Origin of the sequence: Photorhabdus laumondii subsp. laumondii (genome assembly GCF_003343245.1) — a bacterium.
Taxonomy (GTDB): domain Bacteria; phylum Pseudomonadota; class Gammaproteobacteria; order Enterobacterales; family Enterobacteriaceae; genus Photorhabdus; species Photorhabdus laumondii.
The window spans coordinates 5603299-5624102 of record NZ_CP024901.1; the positions used below are offsets into that span (position 1 = coordinate 5603299).

At 40.6% G+C, this 20804-nt stretch carries 18 protein-coding genes and 1 pseudogene; 11 read left to right on the forward strand and 8 right to left on the reverse strand.

Annotation, left to right across the window (positions count from 1 at the left end):
* Window positions 1–12: 12 nt before the first annotated feature.
* From PluTT01m_RS24865 to PluTT01m_RS24890, 5 genes are all read left to right on the forward strand, one after another.
* Window positions 13–1185 (forward strand): formyltransferase family protein, encoded by a 1173-nt coding sequence (locus PluTT01m_RS24865; RefSeq protein ID WP_011148889.1) that lies wholly within the window; start codon window positions 13–15, stop codon window positions 1183–1185.
* Between the two features lie 200 nt (window positions 1186–1385).
* Window positions 1386–2408, forward strand: a complete 1023-nt coding sequence (galE, locus tag PluTT01m_RS24870; RefSeq protein ID WP_011148890.1) for a UDP-glucose 4-epimerase GalE — start codon at window positions 1386–1388, stop codon at window positions 2406–2408.
* A gap of 612 nt (window positions 2409–3020) precedes the next feature.
* Window positions 3021–3719 carry a class I SAM-dependent methyltransferase gene (locus PluTT01m_RS24880; protein WP_011148892.1) on the forward strand — a complete coding sequence of 233 codons (699 nt, stop codon included), beginning with the start codon at window positions 3021–3023 and terminating at the stop codon, window positions 3717–3719.
* Window positions 3720–3917: 198 nt separating this feature from the next.
* Complete coding sequence (gene trmL, locus PluTT01m_RS24885) at window positions 3918–4406, forward strand: tRNA (uridine(34)/cytosine(34)/5-carboxymethylaminomethyluridine(34)-2'-O)-methyltransferase TrmL (RefSeq protein WP_011148893.1); 489 nt, start codon at window positions 3918–3920, stop codon at window positions 4404–4406.
* A gap of 567 nt (window positions 4407–4973) precedes the next feature.
* Entirely contained in the window at window positions 4974–5672 is a 699-nt protein-coding gene (locus tag PluTT01m_RS24890; RefSeq protein WP_041380442.1) for a class I SAM-dependent methyltransferase, read from the forward strand.
* Window positions 5673–5896: 224 nt separating this feature from the next.
* On the opposite strand, the gene cysE is transcribed toward PluTT01m_RS24890, so the two are convergent.
* The 4 genes from cysE to PluTT01m_RS24910 all read right to left on the reverse strand — a co-directional run bounded on the left by cysE (window position 5897) and on the right by PluTT01m_RS24910 (window position 8767).
* On the reverse strand, window positions 5897–6718 hold the full coding sequence (gene cysE, locus PluTT01m_RS24895; protein WP_011148896.1) for a serine O-acetyltransferase: 822 nt from the start codon (window positions 6716–6718) through the stop codon (window positions 5897–5899).
* 43 nt (window positions 6719–6761) lie between these two features.
* Window positions 6762–7784, reverse strand: coding sequence for an NAD(P)H-dependent glycerol-3-phosphate dehydrogenase (gpsA, locus tag PluTT01m_RS24900; RefSeq protein ID WP_011148897.1), 1023 nt, complete (start codon window positions 7782–7784; stop codon window positions 6762–6764).
* On the reverse strand, window positions 7784–8260 hold the full coding sequence (secB, locus tag PluTT01m_RS24905; RefSeq protein WP_011148898.1) for a protein-export chaperone SecB: 477 nt from the start codon (window positions 8258–8260) through the stop codon (window positions 7784–7786). Before secB ends, gpsA begins: the two co-directional genes overlap by 1 nt.
* 69 nt (window positions 8261–8329) lie before the next feature.
* Window positions 8330–8767, reverse strand: coding sequence for a rhodanese-like domain-containing protein (locus PluTT01m_RS24910; protein ID WP_011148899.1), 438 nt, complete (start codon window positions 8765–8767; stop codon window positions 8330–8332).
* A 548-nt stretch (window positions 8768–9315) separates the two neighbouring features.
* Between PluTT01m_RS24910 and envC the strand changes: the two genes are divergently transcribed.
* A complete protein-coding gene (gene envC / locus PluTT01m_RS24915; protein WP_011148900.1) occupies window positions 9316–10623 on the forward strand; it encodes a murein hydrolase activator EnvC in 1308 nt (435 codons plus the stop codon).
* A 31-nt stretch (window positions 10624–10654) separates the two neighbouring features.
* Window positions 10655–11368 (forward strand): annotated as a pseudogene (locus PluTT01m_RS24920) (divergent polysaccharide deacetylase family protein); the annotation flags it as partial.
* Window positions 11369–11474: 106 nt separating this feature from the next.
* Here the strand turns inward: PluTT01m_RS24920 and tnpA are convergent.
* Window positions 11475–11903, reverse strand: a complete 429-nt coding sequence (tnpA, locus tag PluTT01m_RS24925) for an IS200/IS605-like element ISPlu2 family transposase (protein WP_011145659.1) — start codon at window positions 11901–11903, stop codon at window positions 11475–11477.
* An 887-nt stretch (window positions 11904–12790) separates the two neighbouring features.
* Between tnpA and PluTT01m_RS24930 the strand changes: the two genes are divergently transcribed.
* Window positions 12791–13837 carry a 3-oxoacyl-[acyl-carrier-protein] synthase III C-terminal domain-containing protein gene (locus PluTT01m_RS24930; RefSeq protein ID WP_041380444.1) on the forward strand — a complete coding sequence of 349 codons (1047 nt, stop codon included), beginning with the start codon at window positions 12791–12793 and terminating at the stop codon, window positions 13835–13837.
* A 288-nt stretch (window positions 13838–14125) separates the two neighbouring features.
* Here the strand turns inward: PluTT01m_RS24930 and tdh are convergent, their stop codons facing one another.
* Entirely contained in the window at window positions 14126–15151 is a 1026-nt protein-coding gene (gene tdh / locus PluTT01m_RS24935) for an L-threonine 3-dehydrogenase (RefSeq protein ID WP_011148903.1), read from the reverse strand.
* A 9-nt stretch (window positions 15152–15160) separates the two neighbouring features.
* Window positions 15161–16357 (reverse strand): glycine C-acetyltransferase, encoded by a 1197-nt coding sequence (gene kbl, locus PluTT01m_RS24940; protein WP_011148904.1) that lies wholly within the window; start codon window positions 16355–16357, stop codon window positions 15161–15163.
* Window positions 16358–16591: 234 nt separating this feature from the next.
* On the opposite strand from kbl, the gene rfaD reads away from it, so the two are divergent.
* Genes rfaD through rfaC form a run of 3 tightly spaced genes read left to right on the forward strand, consistent with a single transcriptional unit; the run spans window position 16592 to window position 19555 of the window.
* Complete coding sequence (gene rfaD / locus PluTT01m_RS24945; protein WP_011148905.1) at window positions 16592–17530, forward strand: ADP-glyceromanno-heptose 6-epimerase; 939 nt, start codon at window positions 16592–16594, stop codon at window positions 17528–17530.
* 10 nt (window positions 17531–17540) lie between these two features.
* On the forward strand, window positions 17541–18590 hold the full coding sequence (gene rfaF / locus PluTT01m_RS24950) for an ADP-heptose--LPS heptosyltransferase RfaF (protein WP_011148906.1): 1050 nt from the start codon (window positions 17541–17543) through the stop codon (window positions 18588–18590).
* Window positions 18590–19555, forward strand: a complete 966-nt coding sequence (gene rfaC, locus PluTT01m_RS24955) for a lipopolysaccharide heptosyltransferase RfaC (RefSeq protein WP_011148907.1) — start codon at window positions 18590–18592, stop codon at window positions 19553–19555. Before rfaF ends, rfaC begins: the two co-directional genes overlap by 1 nt.
* A 124-nt stretch (window positions 19556–19679) precedes the next feature.
* On the opposite strand, the gene PluTT01m_RS24960 is transcribed toward rfaC, so the two are convergent.
* On the reverse strand, window positions 19680–20639 hold the full coding sequence (locus PluTT01m_RS24960) for a polysaccharide deacetylase family protein (RefSeq protein ID WP_011148908.1): 960 nt from the start codon (window positions 20637–20639) through the stop codon (window positions 19680–19682).
* Window positions 20640–20804 lie beyond the last annotated feature (165 nt).

Here is a 20804-nt window from a genome sequence, read left to right on the forward strand (position 1 = left end):
TAGGTAGCACAAGTGATTGTTATTGCTGGGAAAAATAACATTGCAGTTCATGTTCTAAATTTATTAAAAATTAAATATAATATAAAAAACTTAGCAGTTGTAATTAATAAGACAGACTCAGGCAATAATACCTGGCAATATTCTCTTAAAAAAAGAGCAAATGAAATCAATGTACCTATTATTTCACTAGAAGAAGCAGAAAGAAATGCTTCTATCTTCTTATCTCTAGAATTTGATCAACTTATTAAAATTGGAAGATTCAGAACTAAGAAGATATTTAATATTCATTTTTCTCTACTGCCAAAATACAAAGGGATGTATACATCCATATGGCCAATATTGAATAATGAGATTTCTACTGGCGTTAGTTTACATTATATAGACAATGGAATAGATACAGGTGAAATAATTGACCAAACAACTATTAATATAGATGAAAGGTATACATCAAAGGATATTTATTTAAACTATATTTCTCATTCCTGCACTTTAATTGAAGATTATATAGAAAAAATAATAAAAAATAATAATATTTTTAGCAACCCTCAAAAATCAAAGCATTCATCTTACTATTCTAAAAATACAATTTCTTTTTCATCAGAAAGCATTAATTTACATAAAACAGCATGGGAAATAGGTAGATATATAAGAGCATTCTCTTTTAGAGAATATCAATTACCTCACTATCAAAATACTAATTACTGCAATTATGAAATAACATCAATACGTTCTTCTGGTAGACCAGGAGCTCTCATTAAAGATAATGAAAATTTTTCTGAATTCTCAACTATTGATTATAATATAATACTATATAAGGATAAGATTGATTTATTATTTGATTTTTGTAAAAAAAACAATCTTTCTGAAATAAAGAAATATATTAAAAACATATCTGGAATTGATGAACGTAACCAGCATACTTGGTCATTGTTGATGGTAGCCTCTTATCATGGTTATTTAGGCATAGTAAAATATCTGATAGATTCTGGCGCTAATGTTAATGCTACTAACTATAAAGGAACTTCAGTTCTAATGTATGCAAAAGAATATGCTTTAAAAAATGGGGATACTAGAATAATAAAGCTATTGATAGAAAAAGGTGCAAATATATTAACAAAAGACATGCATTATAAATGTCTTGTTGAATACTTGACTGAAGACGAAAGATTAAAAGTTGGTATATAATATACTATGCTAAGCACAGTCTTATTTGAACCTGAAATCCTCCCTAACACCAGTAATATTATTCTCCTTTGTGATAATACTAGATTTCGGCTATATCTGTTTTAACGCTAAATTTTACTTGGGATGATAAGAGACTATATTGGATAGGTTAGATTATCATGAACTTACAAATAACTAATAAAGTGCACAAGAATATTTAAATGCCAATCCTAATCACCGGCGGAGCCGGCTACATCGGTTCACACACAGTATTAACGCTTCTGGAACGAGGAGCTGATGTTGTTGTTATTGATAACCTTTGCAATTCATCACCAGAATCTCTTCGTAGAGTTGAGAAACTTACTGGTAAATCAGTGAAGTTTTATCAAGGTGATATCCTCAATTTGGATTTATTGCATAAAATTTTCCAGGAAAATAAAATTGAAACCGTTATTCATTTTGCCGGATTAAAAGCAGTCGGCGAATCCACTAGAAAACCACTTGAATATTATCAGAACAATGTTACTGGCACCCTAGTTCTGTTGCAGGCTATGCGTGCCAACAGTGTACATCAACTGATTTTCAGTTCATCCGCAACGGTTTATGGTGATCCTGAATTTGTACCACTTACTGAAAATGCTAAAGTTGGTGGTACAACTAACCCTTATGGCACTTCTAAACTGATGGTTGAGCAAATTCTAAAAGATTTTGCCGCTGCCGAGCCAAGTTTCAAAATCACCAGCCTGAGATATTTCAATCCTGTTGGTGCACACTCATCAGGTATGATTGGCGAAGATCCTAATGGTATTCCCAATAACCTGTTACCTTATATCACTCAGGTTGCTATTGGTCGTCTGGAATGTTTATCAGTGTATGGCAATGATTATCCAACCAAAGACGGCACCGGTATTCGTGACTATATTCATGTGATGGATTTGGCTGAAGGCCATATTGCTGCAATTGACTATCTGGATAAACAACAATCCTATGAAGTTTTTAATTTAGGAACAGGTGCTGGTTATTCTGTACTCGAACTACTTCATGCTTTTGAAAAGGCGTCAGGTAAAGATATTCCATATAAAATTACAGATAGACGTCCTGGGGATATTGCTGAGTGTTGGTCTGATCCATCCAGAGCTCGGAATATCCTTGGTTGGCAAGCAACACGCAATATTGACGATATGATGCGTGATAGTTGGAATTGGCAAAAGAATAACCCTCATGGTTTTCGCTCAGGGAAATAACGCTAAAAGCCTTTTTACGATTGACTTAGCAACTACTCGATTACTCACAATCCTAGTCAGAATAGCAAATAACTATGAGCTGGCAGATATTCTGCCGTTAACAATTGTGACGTTATTGTGGCACCAAAGGCTGGGAAGAAATTGAAGGTTTTGGTGTTGAGCAGTCGAGGATTGTTAAAGCAATACGGTAAATTTGAACAGGGTATTACAACCCATGACACCATAGTCCATATGGTTAGCTGTATCAGCACCAAGCTGTTTCAAAAGTATTTCATTAAATGGATGAATATTTGCCGTGAACTGATGAAAAGCTCAGGGAGTGCCACAGATGGAAAAACCGTCAGGCGCTCCCAATTCGGCGCAACAATTCAGCGGAATTACTATCTCGGATAAAACATATTGCAGTGAATATACTGAATAATACAAAAATATTTAAGATAAGATAGACACGAAAGCAACGATGAGTACAGCCTATCTATCTGAAATTCTTGCTAAGCAAGCCCTCCCGTAATCTTTTCCTAAAATACCATCATTAAAAAATAATCTATCACTAGACCATAATAATTCACTATAAAAGTATTATTAAAATAATTAGTCTATTGGTCCTTTTTTATGAAAACAGAGAACTCAAGAGAGCTACTCAATGATGTAATAGAGTGGGATATAGGTAATTGGAGTCATGCGTTAAAATATTGGCAGGACCATTCTAATCTAGAATTAAAGTCAGCTAATATTCTAGAACTAGGAAGCCGAAATGGTGGATTATCACTGTGGGCAGCATTAAATGGAGGTAATGTTTTATGTACGGATCTAAATGGCCCTACTTCAAAGGCTCAGGAGAAACATAAGCGCTATAATATAGAAAGCAGTATTCGATATGGTAAATTAAGTGCATTAGACATTAAATATAAGAACCATTTTGATATCGTTATGTTTAAATCAGTATTAGGCGGTATCGGTTATAATTCAAATAAATCTGCACAAAAAAAGGCAATTAATCAGATTTTTCATTCATTAAAAAAAGGGGGGGAGTTTTGGTTTGCAGAAAATTTGGTTGCATCGCCATTGCATCAGTTTCTCAGAAAAAATTATGTTAATTGGGGAAATGCCTGGGGCTATGTTACCGTCAATGAAATGGTCGAGTATCTGTCTGCATTTTCAAATATTAATTATACAACTTTAGGTTTCCTTGCTACGTTTGGCAGGAATGAATCTCAAAGAAAATTTTTAGGAATGTTAGATAATAAAGTTCTAAATAAGGTCGTTCCTAAACATTGGCACTATATTATCATCGGTGTGGCAAAAAAGTAATCCAGAGAGTCTCTAAAAAATTTAGTCTGTTAGGTTATATCCAGTGATGTTTTTTCATTTTTAAGTTTACTGACAATACAAGCGAGTCCCCCCAACAAGGAAAGATCTTCTAATAGATAAATAAGAATATCGATGAAGATCCCCCTGCATCCCCTCCTGATTTCTGCTAATCTGTGCCCCTTGTTTCTGGGGGGCTTTATGCTAAACATCGTCTTATTTGAACCTGAAATCCCACCGAATACCGGTAATATTATTCGCCTTTGTGCTAATACCGGATTTCAATTGCATCTGATTCAGCCCCTAGGTTTTACCTGGGATGACAAAAGGCTACGTCGAGCCGGGCTGGATTACCATGAGTTTGCCAATATTAAGCAACATCATGATTATTTTGCTTTTTTAGAGAATGAAGGATTAACAGGAGCATCTTCTGCTCGTTTGTTTGCTCTCACAACAAAAGGAACTCCGGCACATAGTGCTGTAAGTTATCAAGCAGGCGATTATTTGATGTTTGGGCCGGAAACCAGAGGGTTACCACCTTATGTATTGGATAATATGCCACCACAACAAAAAATTCGTATCCCAATGCTAGCAAACAGTCGCAGTATGAATCTTTCCAATTCAGTGGCTGTTGTTGTTTTTGAAGCCTGGCGGCAACTAGATTATCAGGGCGCTATCATCAGAGAATAGTGTGCCAATAATGCCTAATATCGCTACACATTCCTGCAATGGTTCAATGTGTTATTGACCATATCACGGTAATTTTTTCTTCTTTGCGTGGGTCACAGCAATGCAGTTTAGGAACCGCTCTGCACCAGACCCACGATGAGAATCAGATAACCATTTTGTCATGTTCTCGGATGAAGCATGGTACGGCCACGATGGTTATCAGCTCTGTACTCCCATATCGCATTCGACCAAAGATGGGCAAAAGCAACAGGTTTTGGCAATGTAAGTGACCGAATGTCCATGATGTGTCGTTAGGAAAACAGTAAGACATCAAGGGCATAGTTTTTTCCTGGATTTTCTGAATAAGTTTTGCGCTAAATCATCATTCATTACAGGACGTAGGTGCTATGATTAGTATAACCTAACCCTATTGGGGAATTTTTTCTCTTTGAAAATTGATTCATATAACTTATATCGGGGTTGATTCCCTCAAATGATCTACTATTTGATAAAACTATTTAGATCATAATAATTTAATAAAGTTAGTATTAAAATAACTCATTTTCATTGATATATATTGGTTACACTATGAAAGCAAAAAATTCAAAAGAATTTCTCCATGATGTCATAGAATGGGATATATATAATTGGAGTCATTCGTTAAAATATTGGCAAGATCATTCTGGATTAGAATTAAAGTCAGCTAATATTCTAGAGCTAGGTAGTCGAAATGGTGGGTTATCATTATGGGCAGCATTGAATGGAGCAAATGTCTTATGTACTGATTTAGATGGCCCTACGCCAAAAGCACTGGAGAAACATAAGCGTTATAATATAGAAAAGAGCATTCAGTATGATAAATTAAACGCATCGGATATTAAATATAAGAACCATTTTGATATTGTTATGTTTAAATCAGTATTAGGTGCTGTCGGTTATAATTTCAATAAAACAGCACAAAAAGAGGCTATTAATCAAATCTTTTATTCATTAAAGGAAGGAGGTGAACTTTGGTTTGCAGAAAATCTGGTTGCATCACCATTGCATAAATTCCTCAGGAAAAATTATGTTAATTGGGGAAATACTTGGGGCTATGTTACCACCAAGGAAATGACAGAGTATTTATCAGCATTTTCAGATGTTAATTATACAACATTAGGCTTCCTTGCTACGCTTGGTAGGAATGAATTTCAAAGAAAATTTTTAGGGGTGTTAGATAATAAAGTTCTAAATAAAGTCATTCCTAAGCATTGGCACTATATTATAATAGGTGTAGCAAAAAAATAATTTATATACCCGTCATCTTTCAAGTTGCCTCCTTGTTGGCTGCACTCACTCACCCCAGTCACATAGTTATCTATGCTCCCGGGGATTCGCTCCCTTGCCGCCGCGATGCATCTTGAAATCCATAGGGTATAGAAGATTTCACACGTTAAGCATGCCAGATCATATTTCCACATTCAGCATGTGAAAATATGATAGCGTTCACTAATTATCCAGATTTCGATAAATTAAATCCCATCCCCATACTCAAAGCCATGGTTGATACCATTAAAATGCTGGTTCATATCCAATGATGGCTTTTCGCTTTCAGGTTTACCGACAATACGGGCAGGCACTCCAGCGGCTGTTGTGTGCGGTGGAACAGAGCGAAGGACAACTGAACCTGCGCCAATTTTAGCCCCACGACCAATTTCAATATTACCCAATATTTTCGAACCTGCACCAATCATCACCCCTTCCCTGACTTTCGGATGACGATCACCCCCGGTTTTACCCGTACCACCAAGGGTGACGGATTGCAGGATAGAAACGTCATTTTCCACTACCGCCGTTTCGCCAATCACAATGCCAGTGGCGTGGTCAAGCATAATGCCACAACCAATCTTTGCTGCCGGGTGAATATCAACGCCAAAAGACATCGAGATTTGGTTTTGCAGATAAATAGCCAATGCTTTACGGTCTTCTCCCCAGATCCAATGGGCAATACGATAGGCTTGGAGAGCATGAAACCCTTTGAGGTACAGCAGAGGTGTTGAGTATTTATCTACGGCGGGATCGCGTAGACGTACCGCTATGATGTCGCGGGCAGCAGAGACAATCATTTTTTGATCCGAGCCATAAGCCTCTTCTACGATCTCTCTAACAGCAATAGCCGGCATAATCGGCGTAGCCAGCTTATTCGCCAGCATATAACTTAAAGCACTACCAAGATTTTCATGCTTGAGTAATGTTGCATGAAAAAAACTGGCCAACATCGGTTCACATTCAGCCAGTGCTCTCGCTTCTGTTTTTATGTTCTTCCAAACTTCGTCCAATTCTTCTAGCGACATATTTTTTACTCTCACATTAGAACCTATCTCATTAGATTTTTATTTAAGAGCGCACATTATCGCTCTCATCCTTTCTGGCTCTTCCTAATAATGCCTGAGCAGCTTCTATCACATTTTTATTGCAATAGAGTATCTGGTAGATTTGTTCTGCAATCGGCATTTCTACATTGGCGCGATTAGCCAATGCACGTACTTCTTTGGTATTGCGATAACCTTCAACAACCTGCCCAATCTGATACTGCGCTTCTTCAACACTGATTCCCTGCCCCAGCATCATGCCAAAACGACGGTTACGTGATTGGTTATCAGTACAAGTTAAGACCAAATCGCCCAATCCCGCCATGCCCATAAAGGTAGAAGGATCAGCACCAAGCGCTGCACCAAGGCGACTCATTTCCGCCAATCCACGAGTAATCAATGCGGTACGAGCATTAGCACCAAATCCCATGCCATCAGATATTCCCGCGCCAATGGCGATCACGTTTTTTACGGCACCACCGAGTTGAACACCAATAAAATCAGGATTTTTATAAACCCGGAAACTTTTGCCACAGTGGAATAATTGTTGAAGTCCATCGCCAAAAGCAGATTCCGTCGCGGAAATAGCAATCGCGGTAGGCAAACCAGCCGCTAACTCTTTAGCAAATGTTGGCCCAGAGAGCACCGCTAGCGGTATTTCATTGCCTAATATCTCACGGGCCACATCCTGCAATAACCGACCGGTATCCGCTTCCAAGCCTTTAGTTGCCCATACGATACGTGAATCAGGCCGTAAATGTGGTTTTATCTGCTTTAACACTTCACCAAACACATGGCTAGGTACCACAACAAGAATATCGCGGCTCGCTGTTAGTGCTTTTATTAGGTCCGTTTCAAGCAATAAACTATCAGGAAAGGAAACATCCGGCAGAAATTTTTGATTACAACGCACCCGTTGCAATGCCCCAACATGCTCTGGATTATGCCCCCAAAGTACAACATTATGACCATTACGAGCCAGCGTAATGGCTAATGAGGTGCCGTATGAGCCGGCACCAATCACTGTCATAGAAACAGTACTATTCATTAAGCTTCCTGTTCAGTTTGTTCACCACCCTGAGACTGTTCTGCCTGCTGTTGCAGGTAGTTCATGAATAGGGCGTCAAAGTTTACTGGAGCCAGATTCAGCTGTGGGAAGGTACCACGGCTGACCAAGCTAGTGATGCACTCACGAGCATACGGGAACAGGATATTCGGACAATATGCCCCCAAGCAGTGAGCTAACTGAGTTCCTTCAATACCGTCAATAGAGAAAATACCCCCTTGCTGTACTTCACACAGGAATGCCGTCTCTTCTCCCAAAGCTGCGGTCACAGTCACACGCAGAACAACTTCATAAACCCCTTGAGCCAACTCACTGGAAGCGGTATCCAGATCCAGTTTTACTTCCGGCTGCCATTCCTGCTGAAACACTTGCGGTGCGTTCGGTGCTTCAAAAGAGATATCTTTGGTGTAGATACGTTGGATCTGGAAAGCCATTTCTGTATTGCTTTGTTCTGACATAATAATTGTTACCTTTAGATGTCCTTATTAAATTTTTCATGTGAATGTCGCCATTCACGCCCAAAATGATTACTTTTTACCACGTGCCAATGGCAAATTTTCGCCTGTCCAACCAACCAAACCTTCTTTCAAGGAACATACGCGTTCAAAACCAGCACGAAGAAGATTCTCTGCCGGAGTACGAGATTCAGTGCCATTCGCAGAAACAACAATTACAGGCTGCTTTTTATGTTTTTCCAACTCAGCAAAATTGTTGTCTTTAATTTCAGAGGGAGTCAGGTTTACTGCACCAATAATATGCCCTTTGCGGAAATCTTCACGGGAACGTAAATCCACGACGATGGCTTCTTCTTTATTGATCAGATTAATAGCTTGAGCACGAGTTATCTCTTTGGTTTTAGAGAAGAAACCTCTCGTTGTCGTCACAATAACAGCAACCAGCAGCGCAATCCAAATGAGGCTTAAGGTCATATGCTGGTTAATAAATTGCATGATTTCTTGCAGCATGGGGGCAACAACTCCCGTTGGTTAATAACAAATATCTAAGATTCCAGAGTATACCTTTGTGTTGCGTCAATTACAGCCAAATAGCATAAGCTCAATGCAAATTTTGCGGAGAGTTTCGAGAAAAAATAAAAATATCCTGAAAATGAAGCATCTTAAGTACATTACCAGCATATGTTCTGTCACACTGGATGCATGCAGGAATTTCAACGGTAAGTAGGCTAATATGTTTATATTTATACCCTATGGATTTCAAGATGCATCGCGGCGGCAAGGGAGCGAATCCCCGGGAGCATAGATAACGATGTGACCGGGGTGAGTGAGTGCAGCCAACAAAGAAGCAACTTGAAAGATGACGGGTATAGATAACTATGTGACCGGGGTGAGCGAGTGCAGCCAACAAAAAGGCAACTTGAAAGATAACGGGTATATTCGATTTCGATGTTAAGACAGCATTATCTGAAAGTGTAAAAAATCAGCGTAGCATCTGGTAACTCTTTGTTCATCATGAAATAATCTAACGCACATAGTAGCAAGGTATATTTACAGAAATGGCTGACGACAAGGAAATGCATAGCCGTAATTATCGGCGCAATCAGAACTCACGGCGGAATGATATCTTTGCCTTATTGTTCTATGTTTTCCTATTGGTTATTTTTAGCTTTAATACCTTTGCGAATCAAATTATCGACAATAAAAATCAGTTGAAAGATCTCCAACAAAACATCGCGGAGAAAGAGAAGAGCGTGCAACAACAACAGCAAAAACGTAGTTCTTTGCTAAATCAACTGAAAGATCAGGAAAATACCATTTCCAAAATTGGGCAATCTCTACACAACGCCCAAACTCAACTCAGTAAGCTGAATAAAGAGATTACCTTTCTAGTCTCCAACATTAAAAAACTGGAAAAACAACAAAAAGCGCAACGAGATATGCTGGCACGCCAATTAGATGCAGCATTTCGTCAAGGGCAATATCAAGGGCTCGAACTCATGTTCAGAGGAGAGGAGGGTAAGAGAGGAGAACGTATACTCGCTTACTATAGCTACCTTAATCAAGCCCGCCAGGACACCATTGTTAAACTTGAACAAACAGCGGTTGATTTAACTGAACAGAAAAAGCTTGAGCAGCAGAAACAGGAAGAGCAGAAACAAGTGCTGACTGAACAGCAGCAGCAGAAACAGCAGATGGAAGTGGCCCGCAACGCTCGGCAAAAAACGTTGTCTGAACTGGAATCTTCCTTAAAGAAAGATCAGAAAAATCTCGCTGAACTAAAACAAAATGAAACCCGTCTGCGAGATAAAATTGCCAAGGCAGAACGGGAAGCGAAAGCACGTGCTGAACGAGAAGCCAGAGAAGCAGCCCGCGTCCGTGCCCAGATTGCCGCAAAACAGAAGCAAGCACAGCAAAAAGGTTCAAGCTACAAGCCAACTGAGGATGAGCGCGCATTGATGGCGCGTACCGGTGGCCTTGGCCGTCCGGCTGGTCAGGCAATCTGGCCGGTCCACGGTAAGGTGATACATCAGTTTGGTGAAGCGCTGCAAGGCGAATTACGCTGGAAAGGCATGGTGATTTCAGCCACAGAAGGTACGGAAGTCAAAGCGATATCTGATGGTCGGGTTTTACTGGCTGACTGGTTGCAAGGCTATGGGCTGGTTGTCGTTATCGAGCACGGTAAAGGTGATATGAGTCTCTATGGCTATAATCAGAGTGCTCTGGTCAGTGTCGGCCAGCAAGTTCGTGCCGGACAACCTATTGCATTGGTCGGTAACAGTGGCGGTCAGCAACAACCCGCACTCTATTTTGAAATCCGCCGTCAGGGAAGAGCAGTAAACCCACAACCGTGGCTTGGGAGATAATCAGGTGAGACAACGCAAACTCGCAAAACTCATTGGTACTACCGCCCTGTTACTTTTGAGCCTACAAACCGGTGCTGCCCGTTTGGCTATTGTTATCGATGATTTTGGCTACCGTCCTCATAATGAAAACAAAATATTGCAGATGCCTGTTGCAATCTCTATCGCCATTCTGCCGGATTCACCGCATGGCAGGGAGATGGCTGAAAAAGCCTATAAACAAGGGCGGGAGATCTTAATCCACCTGCCAATGGCACCTTTAAGTAAGCAACTGCTAGAACCGGATACTCTCCAGCCAACCATGAGCAGTGAAGATATTGACCGCATCATCCAGCGTGCAATACAAAAAGTTCCTTATGCTGTAGGAATCAATAACCATATGGGCAGCGCTATGACTTCGAGCTTGCCGGGAATGCAGAAAGTGATGCGTTCACTGTCTGGTTATAACCTCTATTTTCTCGACAGCGTGACGATTGGCAATACTCAAGCAACAAAGGCAGCACAAGGCACACCTGTTCGCGTTATCCGCCGTAATGTTTTCCTAGATGATGTGCAATCAGAAGCGGAAACTCGTCATCAGTTAAACCGTGCGATTTCCATTGCCCGTAAGAATGGTTCCGCTATTGCTATCGGTCATCCTCATTCAACAACCATTCGTGCATTACAACAGATGCTGCCAACGCTTCCCGCTGATATTGAGTTAGTCAGCCCAAGTAGGTTGTTAAGTGGCAAACCTGTTGGTGATAACCCACATAAATGGGGCAAGCTGTGTGAACTCAACAACCACCGACTAAAGTCGGTGGGTTAGTGATTAACGGACTGAAAGTCCGGATACGCGTCGGCTAAACGACGCGTCAATTATCCATCCTGAAATTATCATTCGGATTGGGTTCAAAATGATGTTCTAAATAGCTTTTGATCATTTCCTCCGTTAACTGCCCCACCGTTGCACAAAAATAGCCTCGCCCCCAAAAATGTTGGCCCCAGTACCGCTTTTTCAAATGCGAAAATTCTTCAAACAGCTTACTGGCCGTTCTCCCCTTCAGCCTTCTCATGATTTCACTTGGCGCTAATGTTGGGGGACTGCTGACGAGTATATGCACGTGATCTTGACTCACAACTCCCTTTAATATTCTGATTTCAAAGGAGCCGCATGTCTGACGGATTAATTCTCGCACTCGACTTGCCACTTCTCCTGTCAGCACTTTGTATCTGTATTTCGTTACCCACACAAAATGGTATTCAATCTGAAATACCGTGTGGCTGCCATATCTGTAATCCATGTTGCACCTCCGGTACAACACAGTATCGCAGCTAAAGCTGACCGGCTAAAGCCGGTGGTTTTAACCTTTCATTTGGAAGAATAAAAGAGGCACCCGCTACAGTTACCAGCCAAGATTATTTGACAGTTATCGGCGATACTCTGGTTGATAATCCCATTGTGAACACGGTGAGCCAATATATCCAGAAACTGACCGGCGATAAACCTCAGGATAAAACAGAATAGAAATTCATATTAAAAGGTGGGTTAATACACGTTATTTTTATTTATGTGTCGACAGCATTCAAATCTGTTTTTTCTTAATAATTATTCAGAAAAATAAATTTTATTTATACTTCAGGTATTTTAGTTCCATTCTTAAGAGATGATTTGGTTATATAAATATTTCATCATTGATAGTAAGATTAAATACACGAAATGAATTATACACTATTTATTTCTTCCGGATGCATTGTAACAAAAAAAATTGTAACTAATTTAAACAACTTCATGTCATTAATAATTAAGAATGTGATCAGTTGTATGTTTTTACATTTCCACCATACCTAAAAATATTCAATTTTAACTATCTCACTTTGGTTTGAATTGATTTTTACCCAGATAAATGGTTAATTTAATAGTGTACACTTTTCACAATCAATATTTTTACTTAGAATAAATCAACACATATTGTAATTAATGTATCATTAAGTGTATTTAATATTTCAACATTAAATAATTAATCTAAATTTTTCCCATGGTGATGTTTAACTTTCACCCCATTAATGTCGTCAAGAAATAAATTATATATTTTCATGAGCAATATACATAAATGATAAATTAAGTTCAGAGTTTATAATACCTCTAAGTAGGTTTTAAAAATATTATATTCATTTGAGAGAGCATTTTATGAAAATAACAGGCATAGCCGGATTACTTCCTTCCCGATTCGTCTCTAATCAAGAGGTTATTGATTTAGTTGAATATTATTCAAAAGAAATTTTCCATGGTGATTTGCCCAAGACATTGAAGCTAATCGGAAAAATGCTTAATAAAGCAGGTATAAATTCCCGGTATTGGTTGGCAGATAACGAGAAACCTATGGAACTCATTGAGGCCGCATTTAATCATGCCTTAGCACAAGCCAATATCATTAAGGAAGATATCGATTTACTGATCTATTCCAGTGTTGCCCGCGGCTTCATAGAACCAGCTAACAGTACTTTTGTCTCAAAGGCACTAGGGCTAACTTGTAGGAACTACGATGTTGTAGACGCCTGTAACGGTTGGGTGGCAGCTATGGATATTATCAATAGCAAAATGAAAGCTGGTGAAATACGCCATGCCGCTATTGTTAATATGGAGTTTATTATGTCCCAAAATGGACCAATTTTTCCAAAGACTTTTTCCCTAAACTCCTTGTCAGAAGTAGCTTATAAATTCATAGGTTGCACAGTCGGAGAGGCAGCAACCGTCACTATTATTAGTAATGAATCGCCTGAAAACTTCAAATTTAATTATATCAATCGCCCAGACTTAAGCGACTTATCAACAATTTCACTGCCAGACTGGAGGCTATTCTGCAATGATACAGACGTTGAACGTATTGGGCCTACAGGCGGGAAATATCAAGTGAACTCCCACTCGGCACTACTGCACGATCATGGAGAGAAAGAGACTATTAATCTATTTAATCATCACAAAATATCTGACGATATCGAACATATTTTTATTCATACAGGTTCACCAAAAACGTGGGCACGCCTTGGTCAGAAGATGGGTATTGACGACAAGATACATCATGTTGGCCAACGGGTAGGTAATATTGCTACAGCATCTATCCCGTTCGGAATATTCGATGCCATTAATCAAGGTATATTGGAAAAAAATCAACTTTGTATGGGATGGGCTGGTAGTGGTGGAATGGTCTTTGCCGCAATGACGTTTAAATTTTAATTTCTTCAGGTTGGTTAAAGAGAAATAAAATTTGCTTATAATCTGCCATCCACTCAAAGTCAGATTAGTGAATACTTATTTACACAGGATATATACCCTATGGATTTCAAGATGCATCGCGGCGGCAAAGGAGTGAATCCCCGGGAGCATAGATAACTATGTGACCGGGGTGAGCGAGTGCAGCCAACAAAGAGGCAACTTGAAAGATGACGGGTATAGTGTCATAGAATTAGACAGGCGCTCAAGAAAACTGAAAACGCCTGTCAATCTTAGTAGTAACTTTACTGATTAATCCCAGTTCAGAATAACTTTACCAGACTGCCCTGAACGCATGATGTCAAAGCCTTTCTGGAAATCATCGATAGAGAACCGGTGGGTGATAATGGGTGTCAGATCCAAACCAGACTGGATTAATGTAGCCATTTTGTACCAGGTTTCAAACATCTCACGGCCATAAATACCTTTGATAAACAATCCCTTAAAAATCACCTGATTCCAATCAATTGCCATATCTGATGGAGGAATGCCCAACAATGCAACACGGCCGCCGTGATTCATGGTATTTAATAAGGTACGAAACGCCGCCGGGGCACCAGACATTTCCAAACCAACATCAAAACCTTCCGTCATGCCCAATTCCGCCATGACATCGGTCAGATTTTCCTGACTAACGTTCACCGCACGGGTGACACCCATTTTACGTGCCAACTCAAGGCGATATTCGTTAACGTCGGTGATGACAACATGACGCGCGCCAACATGTTTACATACTGCCGCCGCCATAATACCAATTGGGCCAGCACCAGAAACCAGCACATCTTCACCAACCAGATCAAACGAAAGCGCGGTATGAACAGCATTGCCAAATGGGTCAAAAATAGCAGCCAGTTCATCAGAGATGTTATCTGGAATTTTGAACGCATTAAATGCAGGAATAACCAGATATTGTGCAAAACAACCAGCGCGGTTTACCCCTACGCCAATGGTATTACGGCATAAGTGAGTACGGCCACCACGACAGTTACGGCAGTAACCACAAGTAATATGCCCTTCGCCAGACACCCGATCACCAATTTTAAAACCTTTTACTTCCTGACCAATGGCAACAACTTCACCAACATATTCATGACCGACAACCATCGGTACAGGAATGGTTTTTTGTGACCAATCATCCCAGTTATAGATGTGCACATCCGTACCACAAATCGCTGTTTTACGGATTTTGATCATCACATCATTGTGCCCCAGCTCTGGCTCGGGCACATCGATCATCCAGATGCCTTCTTCTGCTTTTAACTTTGACAATGCTTTCATAGAGATGCCTTATGCAATTACATTTAATTGCTTACCAATTCGCGTGAACGCTGCAACTGCACGTTCAATTTGCTCTTCCGTATGCGCTGCTGACATTTGCGTGCGGATACGGGCCTGATTTTTAGGGACTACCGGATAGAAGAAACCAGTAACATAAATGCCTTCTTTCAGTAATTCTGCGGCAAACTCCTGTGCCAATTTCGCATCACCTAACATGACCGGAATAATCGCATGGTCAGCCCCCGCCAAAGTGAAACCTGCGGCTGTCATTTTTTCACGGAACAGGTTAGCGTTCTTCCACAGACGATCACGCAATGCATCTCCCTCTTTCAGCATATCCAACACCTTAATGGATGCCGCGACAATCGCCGGAGCCAGTGAGTTAGAGAACAGATATGGGCGTGAGCGCTGGCGCAGCCACTCAACAACTTCTTTACGTGCCGCGGTATAGCCACCGGAAGCACCACCCAACGCTTTACCTAATGTGCCGGTAATGATGTCAATGCGATCCATGACGTCACAATATTCGTGAGTACCACGGCCATGAGCACCAACAAAACCAACAGCATGGGAGTCATCCACCATGACCATTGCATCAAATTCATCAGCCAGATCACAGATAGACTTCAAATCAGCAATCACACCATCCATCGAGAACACACCATCGGTTGCAATCACAATATGGCGTGCATTATCTGCTTTCGCTTTCTCTAATTGTGCTCTCAGTTCCTGCATATCATTATTAGCATAGCGATAACGCTTCGCTTTGCATAAACGGACACCATCAATAATAGAAGCATGATTCAACGCATCAGAGATAATGGCATCTTCCGGCCCAAATAGCGTTTCAAATAAACCACCATTAGCATCAAAACAAGAAGAATAAAGAATAGCATCTTCCATACCCAAAAATTCTGCCAGTTTTCTCTCCAGCGCTTTATGAGTATCCTGAGTTCCACAAATAAAACGAACAGATGCCATACCAAAACCGTGGCTATCCATTCCTGCTTTAGCCGCGGCAATAAGCTCAGGGTGATTAGCCAAACCTAAGTAGTTATTTGCGCAGAAGTTAATAACGTGGCTGCCATCGGCTACAGCAATGTCAGCATTTTGTGCAGAGGTGATGATACGTTCATTTTTGAACAATCCTTCAGAATGGGCTTGTTCTAATTGTTCATTAATTTGCTGATAAAATGACGCTGACATTTATTTTTCTCCTGATTTATAAATGAAGGGTTGTGAGATATTTTACTCATTGATCAAGCTACTGACGACACTATCAGGCAGATAATATTAACTTTGCTGTATCCGTCACGTCATGCAATCTGAATTACCATAATATTTCAGTATATTCCCCTGCTTAAGCTGCTGTCGTCACGGATGTTAGATGTTATTATAGAAGCAATTTGCTTCATTAACCCGATTGTAGAGGTGAGTCGGATGATTATTGTCACTGGCGGTGCTGGATTTATTGGTAGCAATATTGTCAAAGCACTAAATGACGAAGGATATAAAGATATTCTGGTCGTAGATAATCTAAAAGATGGTACTAAGTTCATCAATCTGGCTGACTTGGATATTGCTGATTACATGGACAAGGAAGAGTTTATTGCCAGTATTCTGGCCGGTGATGACTTCGGTGATATTGACGCTATTTTCCATGAAGGCGCTTGTTCATCCACAACCGAGTGGGATGGCAAATATATGATGGATAATAACTATCAATATTCCAAAGAATTGCTGCACTATTGCCTTGAACGCCGCACTCCTTTCCTGTACGCCTCCTCAGCAGCAACCTATGGCGGCCGCACGGATAATTTTATCGAAGAGCGTCAATATGAGAAGCCACTCAATGTTTATGGTTACTCTAAGTTTCTGTTCGACCAATATGTCCGGGAAATCTTGCCTCAAGCTGATTCACAAATTTGTGGTTTCCGTTATTTCAATGTGTATGGACCACGTGAAGGGCACAAAGGGAGTATGGCTAGCGTTGCCTTTCATTTGAATAATCAAATCAATCAGAGACAAAACCCCAAATTATTCGCCGGCAGTGAAGGCTTTCAACGTGATTTTATCTATGTTGGTGATGCCGCTGCGGTTAATCTTTGGTTCTGGAAAAATGGCGTTTCCGGTATTTATAACTGTGGAACGGGTCGTGCTGAATCTTTCCAAGCGGTTGCAGATGCAGTTGTTGAATGCCATAAAGATAAATCACTCACTGTTGAACATATTGATTTCCCTGAACATCTGAAAGGTCGTTATCAGCGCTTCACGCAAGCAGATCTGACCAAACTTCGCGCGGCGGGTTATGATAAGCCATTCAAAACCGTTGCCGAAGGGGTAACGGAATATATGCATTGGCTCAATCAGGATAAGTAATCTACTCACTATGAAAATATTGGTGATCGGCCCTTCGTGGGTGGGTGACATGATGATGTCGCAGAGCCTTTACCGGACATTAAAGGCTTTGCATCCTAATGCAGAAATTGATGTGATGGCCCCCGCCTGGTGCCGCCCACTGCTGGATAAAATGCCGGAGGTCAATCAAGCATTAGCTATGCCATTAGGACATGGCGCACTGGCATTGGGCGAACGCCGCCGTTTGGGGGTCGCCCTGCGTGAACGTAAATATCATCGCGCTTATGTGCTACCAAATTCTTTTAAATCTGCCTTGGTGCCTTTCTTCGCCAATATTCCTCTGCGCACTGGCTGGCGCGGTGAAATGAGATATGGATTGCTTAATGATATTCGTACATTGAATAAAGAAGCCTTCCCATTAATGGTTCAACGCTATGCCGCATTGGCTTACGATGCAAAACCCAGTAGTGCGGCAGATCTGCCTCAACCATTACTTTGGCCTCAACTGGATGTCAGTGATGAAGATATTGCTGAATCCACCGCAGCATTCAATATTTCTGATCATCGGCCTATCATCGGTTTCTGCCCCGGCGCAGAATTTGGCCCGGCAAAACGCTGGCCGCATTATCACTATGCCGCATTAGCTCAGCAGCTTATTACTCAAAAGGGATATCAAATTCTGCTATTTGGCTCTGCCAAAGATCACGAAGGTGGAGAGGATATCCGCAACTCACTGACGGGAGAAGCTCGTGAACACTGTATCAATCTTGCCGGACAAACTTCTCTTGAACAGGCAGTCAATATTATCGCGGCCTGTGATGCTATTGTGACCAACGATTCCGGTTTGATGCATGTTGCCGCAGCACTTAATCGCCCTCTGGTTGCACTTTACGGCCCAAGTAGCCCAGATTTTACTCCACCATTATCCGATAAAGCGGAAGTTATCCGTCTTATTACTGGTTATCACAAAGTCAGAAAAGGTGACAGTTCACATGGCTATCATCAGAGCCTGATCGATATTCAACCAGAACAAGTTATCACTTCTCTAGAAAAATTATTACAAGCGGAGAACCAGAGTTAATGCGGGTTTTATTGGTCAAAACTTCTTCTATGGGCGATGTCCTCCACTCGCTCCCTGCACTGACTGATGCAGAAAGAAACTTACCTGATGTCCGTTTTGATTGGGTAGTAGAGGAAGGTTTTGCTCAAATCCCCGGTTGGCACAATGCGGTTGATCAAATTATTCCTGTTGCTATTCGCCGCTGGCGTAAAAACTGGTTTAGCCCAGAAATTCGTGCAGAACGTCGTTTATTCAAAGAAAAATTAAAATTACATCAATATGATGCCATCATCGATGCTCAAGGGTTATTAAAAAGCGCATTTCTGGTAACCCGACTCGCTTATGGTCCTAAACATGGTTACGACCGCAAAAGTATCCGTGAGCCATTAGCGAGTTTTTTTTATGATTGCCGTCATACGGTCAGCAAGCAACAGCACGCTGTAGAGCGCATCCGAGAACTGTTTGCTGTCAGCTTGGGTTATACCAAACTGGCAGCACAGGGTGATTATGGGATTGCCCGTCACTTTTTAAAGCAGAAACTAGAAAATCAGGGTGATTATCTGGTTTTTCTCCATGCCACCACGCGCGATGAAAAACATTGGCCGGAAAGCCATTGGCGACAACTTATTGCTGAAATTCAGCCAACAGGTATGAAAATTAAGCTCCCTTGGGGCGCAGAACATGAATACCAACGTGCGCTGAGATTAGCGGAAAATTTCCCTCATGTGGAAGTATTACCAAAGCTGACTTTGGCACAAGTCGCCCAAGAGCTGGCCGGAGCAAAAGCCGTTGTTTCTGTTGATACTGGCTTGAGCCATCTCACTGCCGCACTGGATCGCCCTAATATCACGTTGTTTGGTCCGACAGATCCAGGACTCATTGGTGGCTATGGCAAAGAACAAATATCGTTAAAAGCGGCGGATGGGAATATCAAAAGTATTACACCATCGAAAGTATTAGCTCATCTTCAAGAAAATATTGGCTGATTAATTATTAAATCTGAGGCGTTTCTGGTAAGCGCCTACTTCACCTAATTTAGGCAGTATTATCTGCCCAAAATTAAGTGAATCTCTATTAATGTCCTTGATCATGTTAATTTTATTTTCTTAACTATGATAATCGCTTCCATTGATAATATTCAGCCAATGTCATTCCTCGAACCTGTGGCTGTAAATAGTTAAATAATGCTTCAAGATCCTGATAAAGTAATTCAATCTGTTGTTCATTTTTAAATGTCGGACTACCACCAGGCATAAATTCAGATGAATGCAGCATAAATTCAATATAATCACTGCCTTCTGCTAATGTCTGTTGGACAACTTTTTTCATTTGTTCCAAATTGCCCCCTTTTGGTCTTAACCAGTTAACAGATGGAGAACGCGGTTTCCCACGTAAACTATCATATTTTTGTTTAAGGAAATTCATCAATGGAGGGTGTTTATATTGAATACTCATCGGAACTTCCAGCAAAGGAGAGTCACCTTCTTTAGCAATATTCTGCAAATCCATAAAATAGGCATAAGATGGAAAGTGACGATAATCAGTTCCACCGTTGCCATTAGGATCGCCTTTGGTAAAACGCCAATTAACCCGTGGTGTTACTGAACAATCGACTTGATAACCATATTCCACCAGCAATTCAGCATAATATTCATTAAATGCCCAACGACCTGCCCGATGGCTTAACATTTTAATCTGTAGTTTGTCTTCCAATAACTTAGTCATCAGATCAATTTTGGCTCTAATTTGTTCTTTTGGAAATTCAATCAGATAAGGTTTATAACGCATGTCATCGTCGGTAAGAGGAACAAGTGGTGGGTTATTCCAGGCATGTAAATGCATACCAATTTCCCCCTGTCCTCTGGCAATAACATCTTTAGCAAATTCAATGTATAAATCATCCATTGCCATTTCATAGTTCGTCAACCAAACTGGCTTAAAACCAAAACGTTCACATAAATGCTGAAATCTCGGTAAATAATGAGTATTTTTTGTCGAGATCTGACCGTGATTTTGCCACAGGTCATCACCCTCAGTATCAATAGTGATAATAAATGCAGGTCGAGTCATCAGAATATGCCCACAATAGAATAAAATAATGGCTTTTATAGTACGCAGATCTATAAAATAGTGCAATTATCTTATCATATATATAGCAGTTCTATATCTCATTAAATCCTATATTTCGTATCTAATCTTATCAATAAAAAACACTATGAAATATTAGATCTTTCG

What these genes read in the sequence shown, in the direction of transcription:
- trmL (WP_011148893.1), top strand. Translation starts at nt 3,918, where the DNA reads ATGCTAAACATCGTCTTATTTGAACCTGAAATCCCACCGAATACCGGT.
- tdh (WP_011148903.1), bottom strand. Translation starts at nt 15,151, where the DNA reads ATGAAAGCATTGTCAAAGTTAAAAGCAGAAGAAGGCATCTGGATGATC.
- PluTT01m_RS24930 (WP_041380444.1), top strand. Translation starts at nt 12,791, where the DNA reads ATGAAAATAACAGGCATAGCCGGATTACTTCCTTCCCGATTCGTCTCT.
- rfaF (WP_011148906.1), top strand. Translation starts at nt 17,541, where the DNA reads ATGAAAATATTGGTGATCGGCCCTTCGTGGGTGGGTGACATGATGATG.
- tnpA (WP_011145659.1), bottom strand. Translation starts at nt 11,903, where the DNA reads ATGGATTACAGATATGGCAGCCACACGGTATTTCAGATTGAATACCAT.
- gpsA (WP_011148897.1), bottom strand. Translation starts at nt 7,784, where the DNA reads ATGAATAGTACTGTTTCTATGACAGTGATTGGTGCCGGCTCATACGGC.
- PluTT01m_RS24890 (WP_041380442.1), top strand. Translation starts at nt 4,974, where the DNA reads ATGAAAGCAAAAAATTCAAAAGAATTTCTCCATGATGTCATAGAATGG.
- PluTT01m_RS24960 (WP_011148908.1), bottom strand. Translation starts at nt 20,639, where the DNA reads ATGACTCGACCTGCATTTATTATCACTATTGATACTGAGGGTGATGAC.
- PluTT01m_RS24910 (WP_011148899.1), bottom strand. Translation starts at nt 8,767, where the DNA reads ATGCTGCAAGAAATCATGCAATTTATTAACCAGCATATGACCTTAAGC.
- kbl (WP_011148904.1), bottom strand. Translation starts at nt 16,357, where the DNA reads ATGTCAGCGTCATTTTATCAGCAAATTAATGAACAATTAGAACAAGCC.
- galE (WP_011148890.1), top strand. Translation starts at nt 1,386, where the DNA reads ATGCCAATCCTAATCACCGGCGGAGCCGGCTACATCGGTTCACACACA.
- envC (WP_011148900.1), top strand. Translation starts at nt 9,316, where the DNA reads ATGGCTGACGACAAGGAAATGCATAGCCGTAATTATCGGCGCAATCAG.
- PluTT01m_RS24880 (WP_011148892.1), top strand. Translation starts at nt 3,021, where the DNA reads ATGAAAACAGAGAACTCAAGAGAGCTACTCAATGATGTAATAGAGTGG.
- rfaD (WP_011148905.1), top strand. Translation starts at nt 16,592, where the DNA reads ATGATTATTGTCACTGGCGGTGCTGGATTTATTGGTAGCAATATTGTC.
- cysE (WP_011148896.1), bottom strand. Translation starts at nt 6,718, where the DNA reads ATGTCGCTAGAAGAATTGGACGAAGTTTGGAAGAACATAAAAACAGAA.
- rfaC (WP_011148907.1), top strand. Translation starts at nt 18,590, where the DNA reads ATGCGGGTTTTATTGGTCAAAACTTCTTCTATGGGCGATGTCCTCCAC.
- secB (WP_011148898.1), bottom strand. Translation starts at nt 8,260, where the DNA reads ATGTCAGAACAAAGCAATACAGAAATGGCTTTCCAGATCCAACGTATC.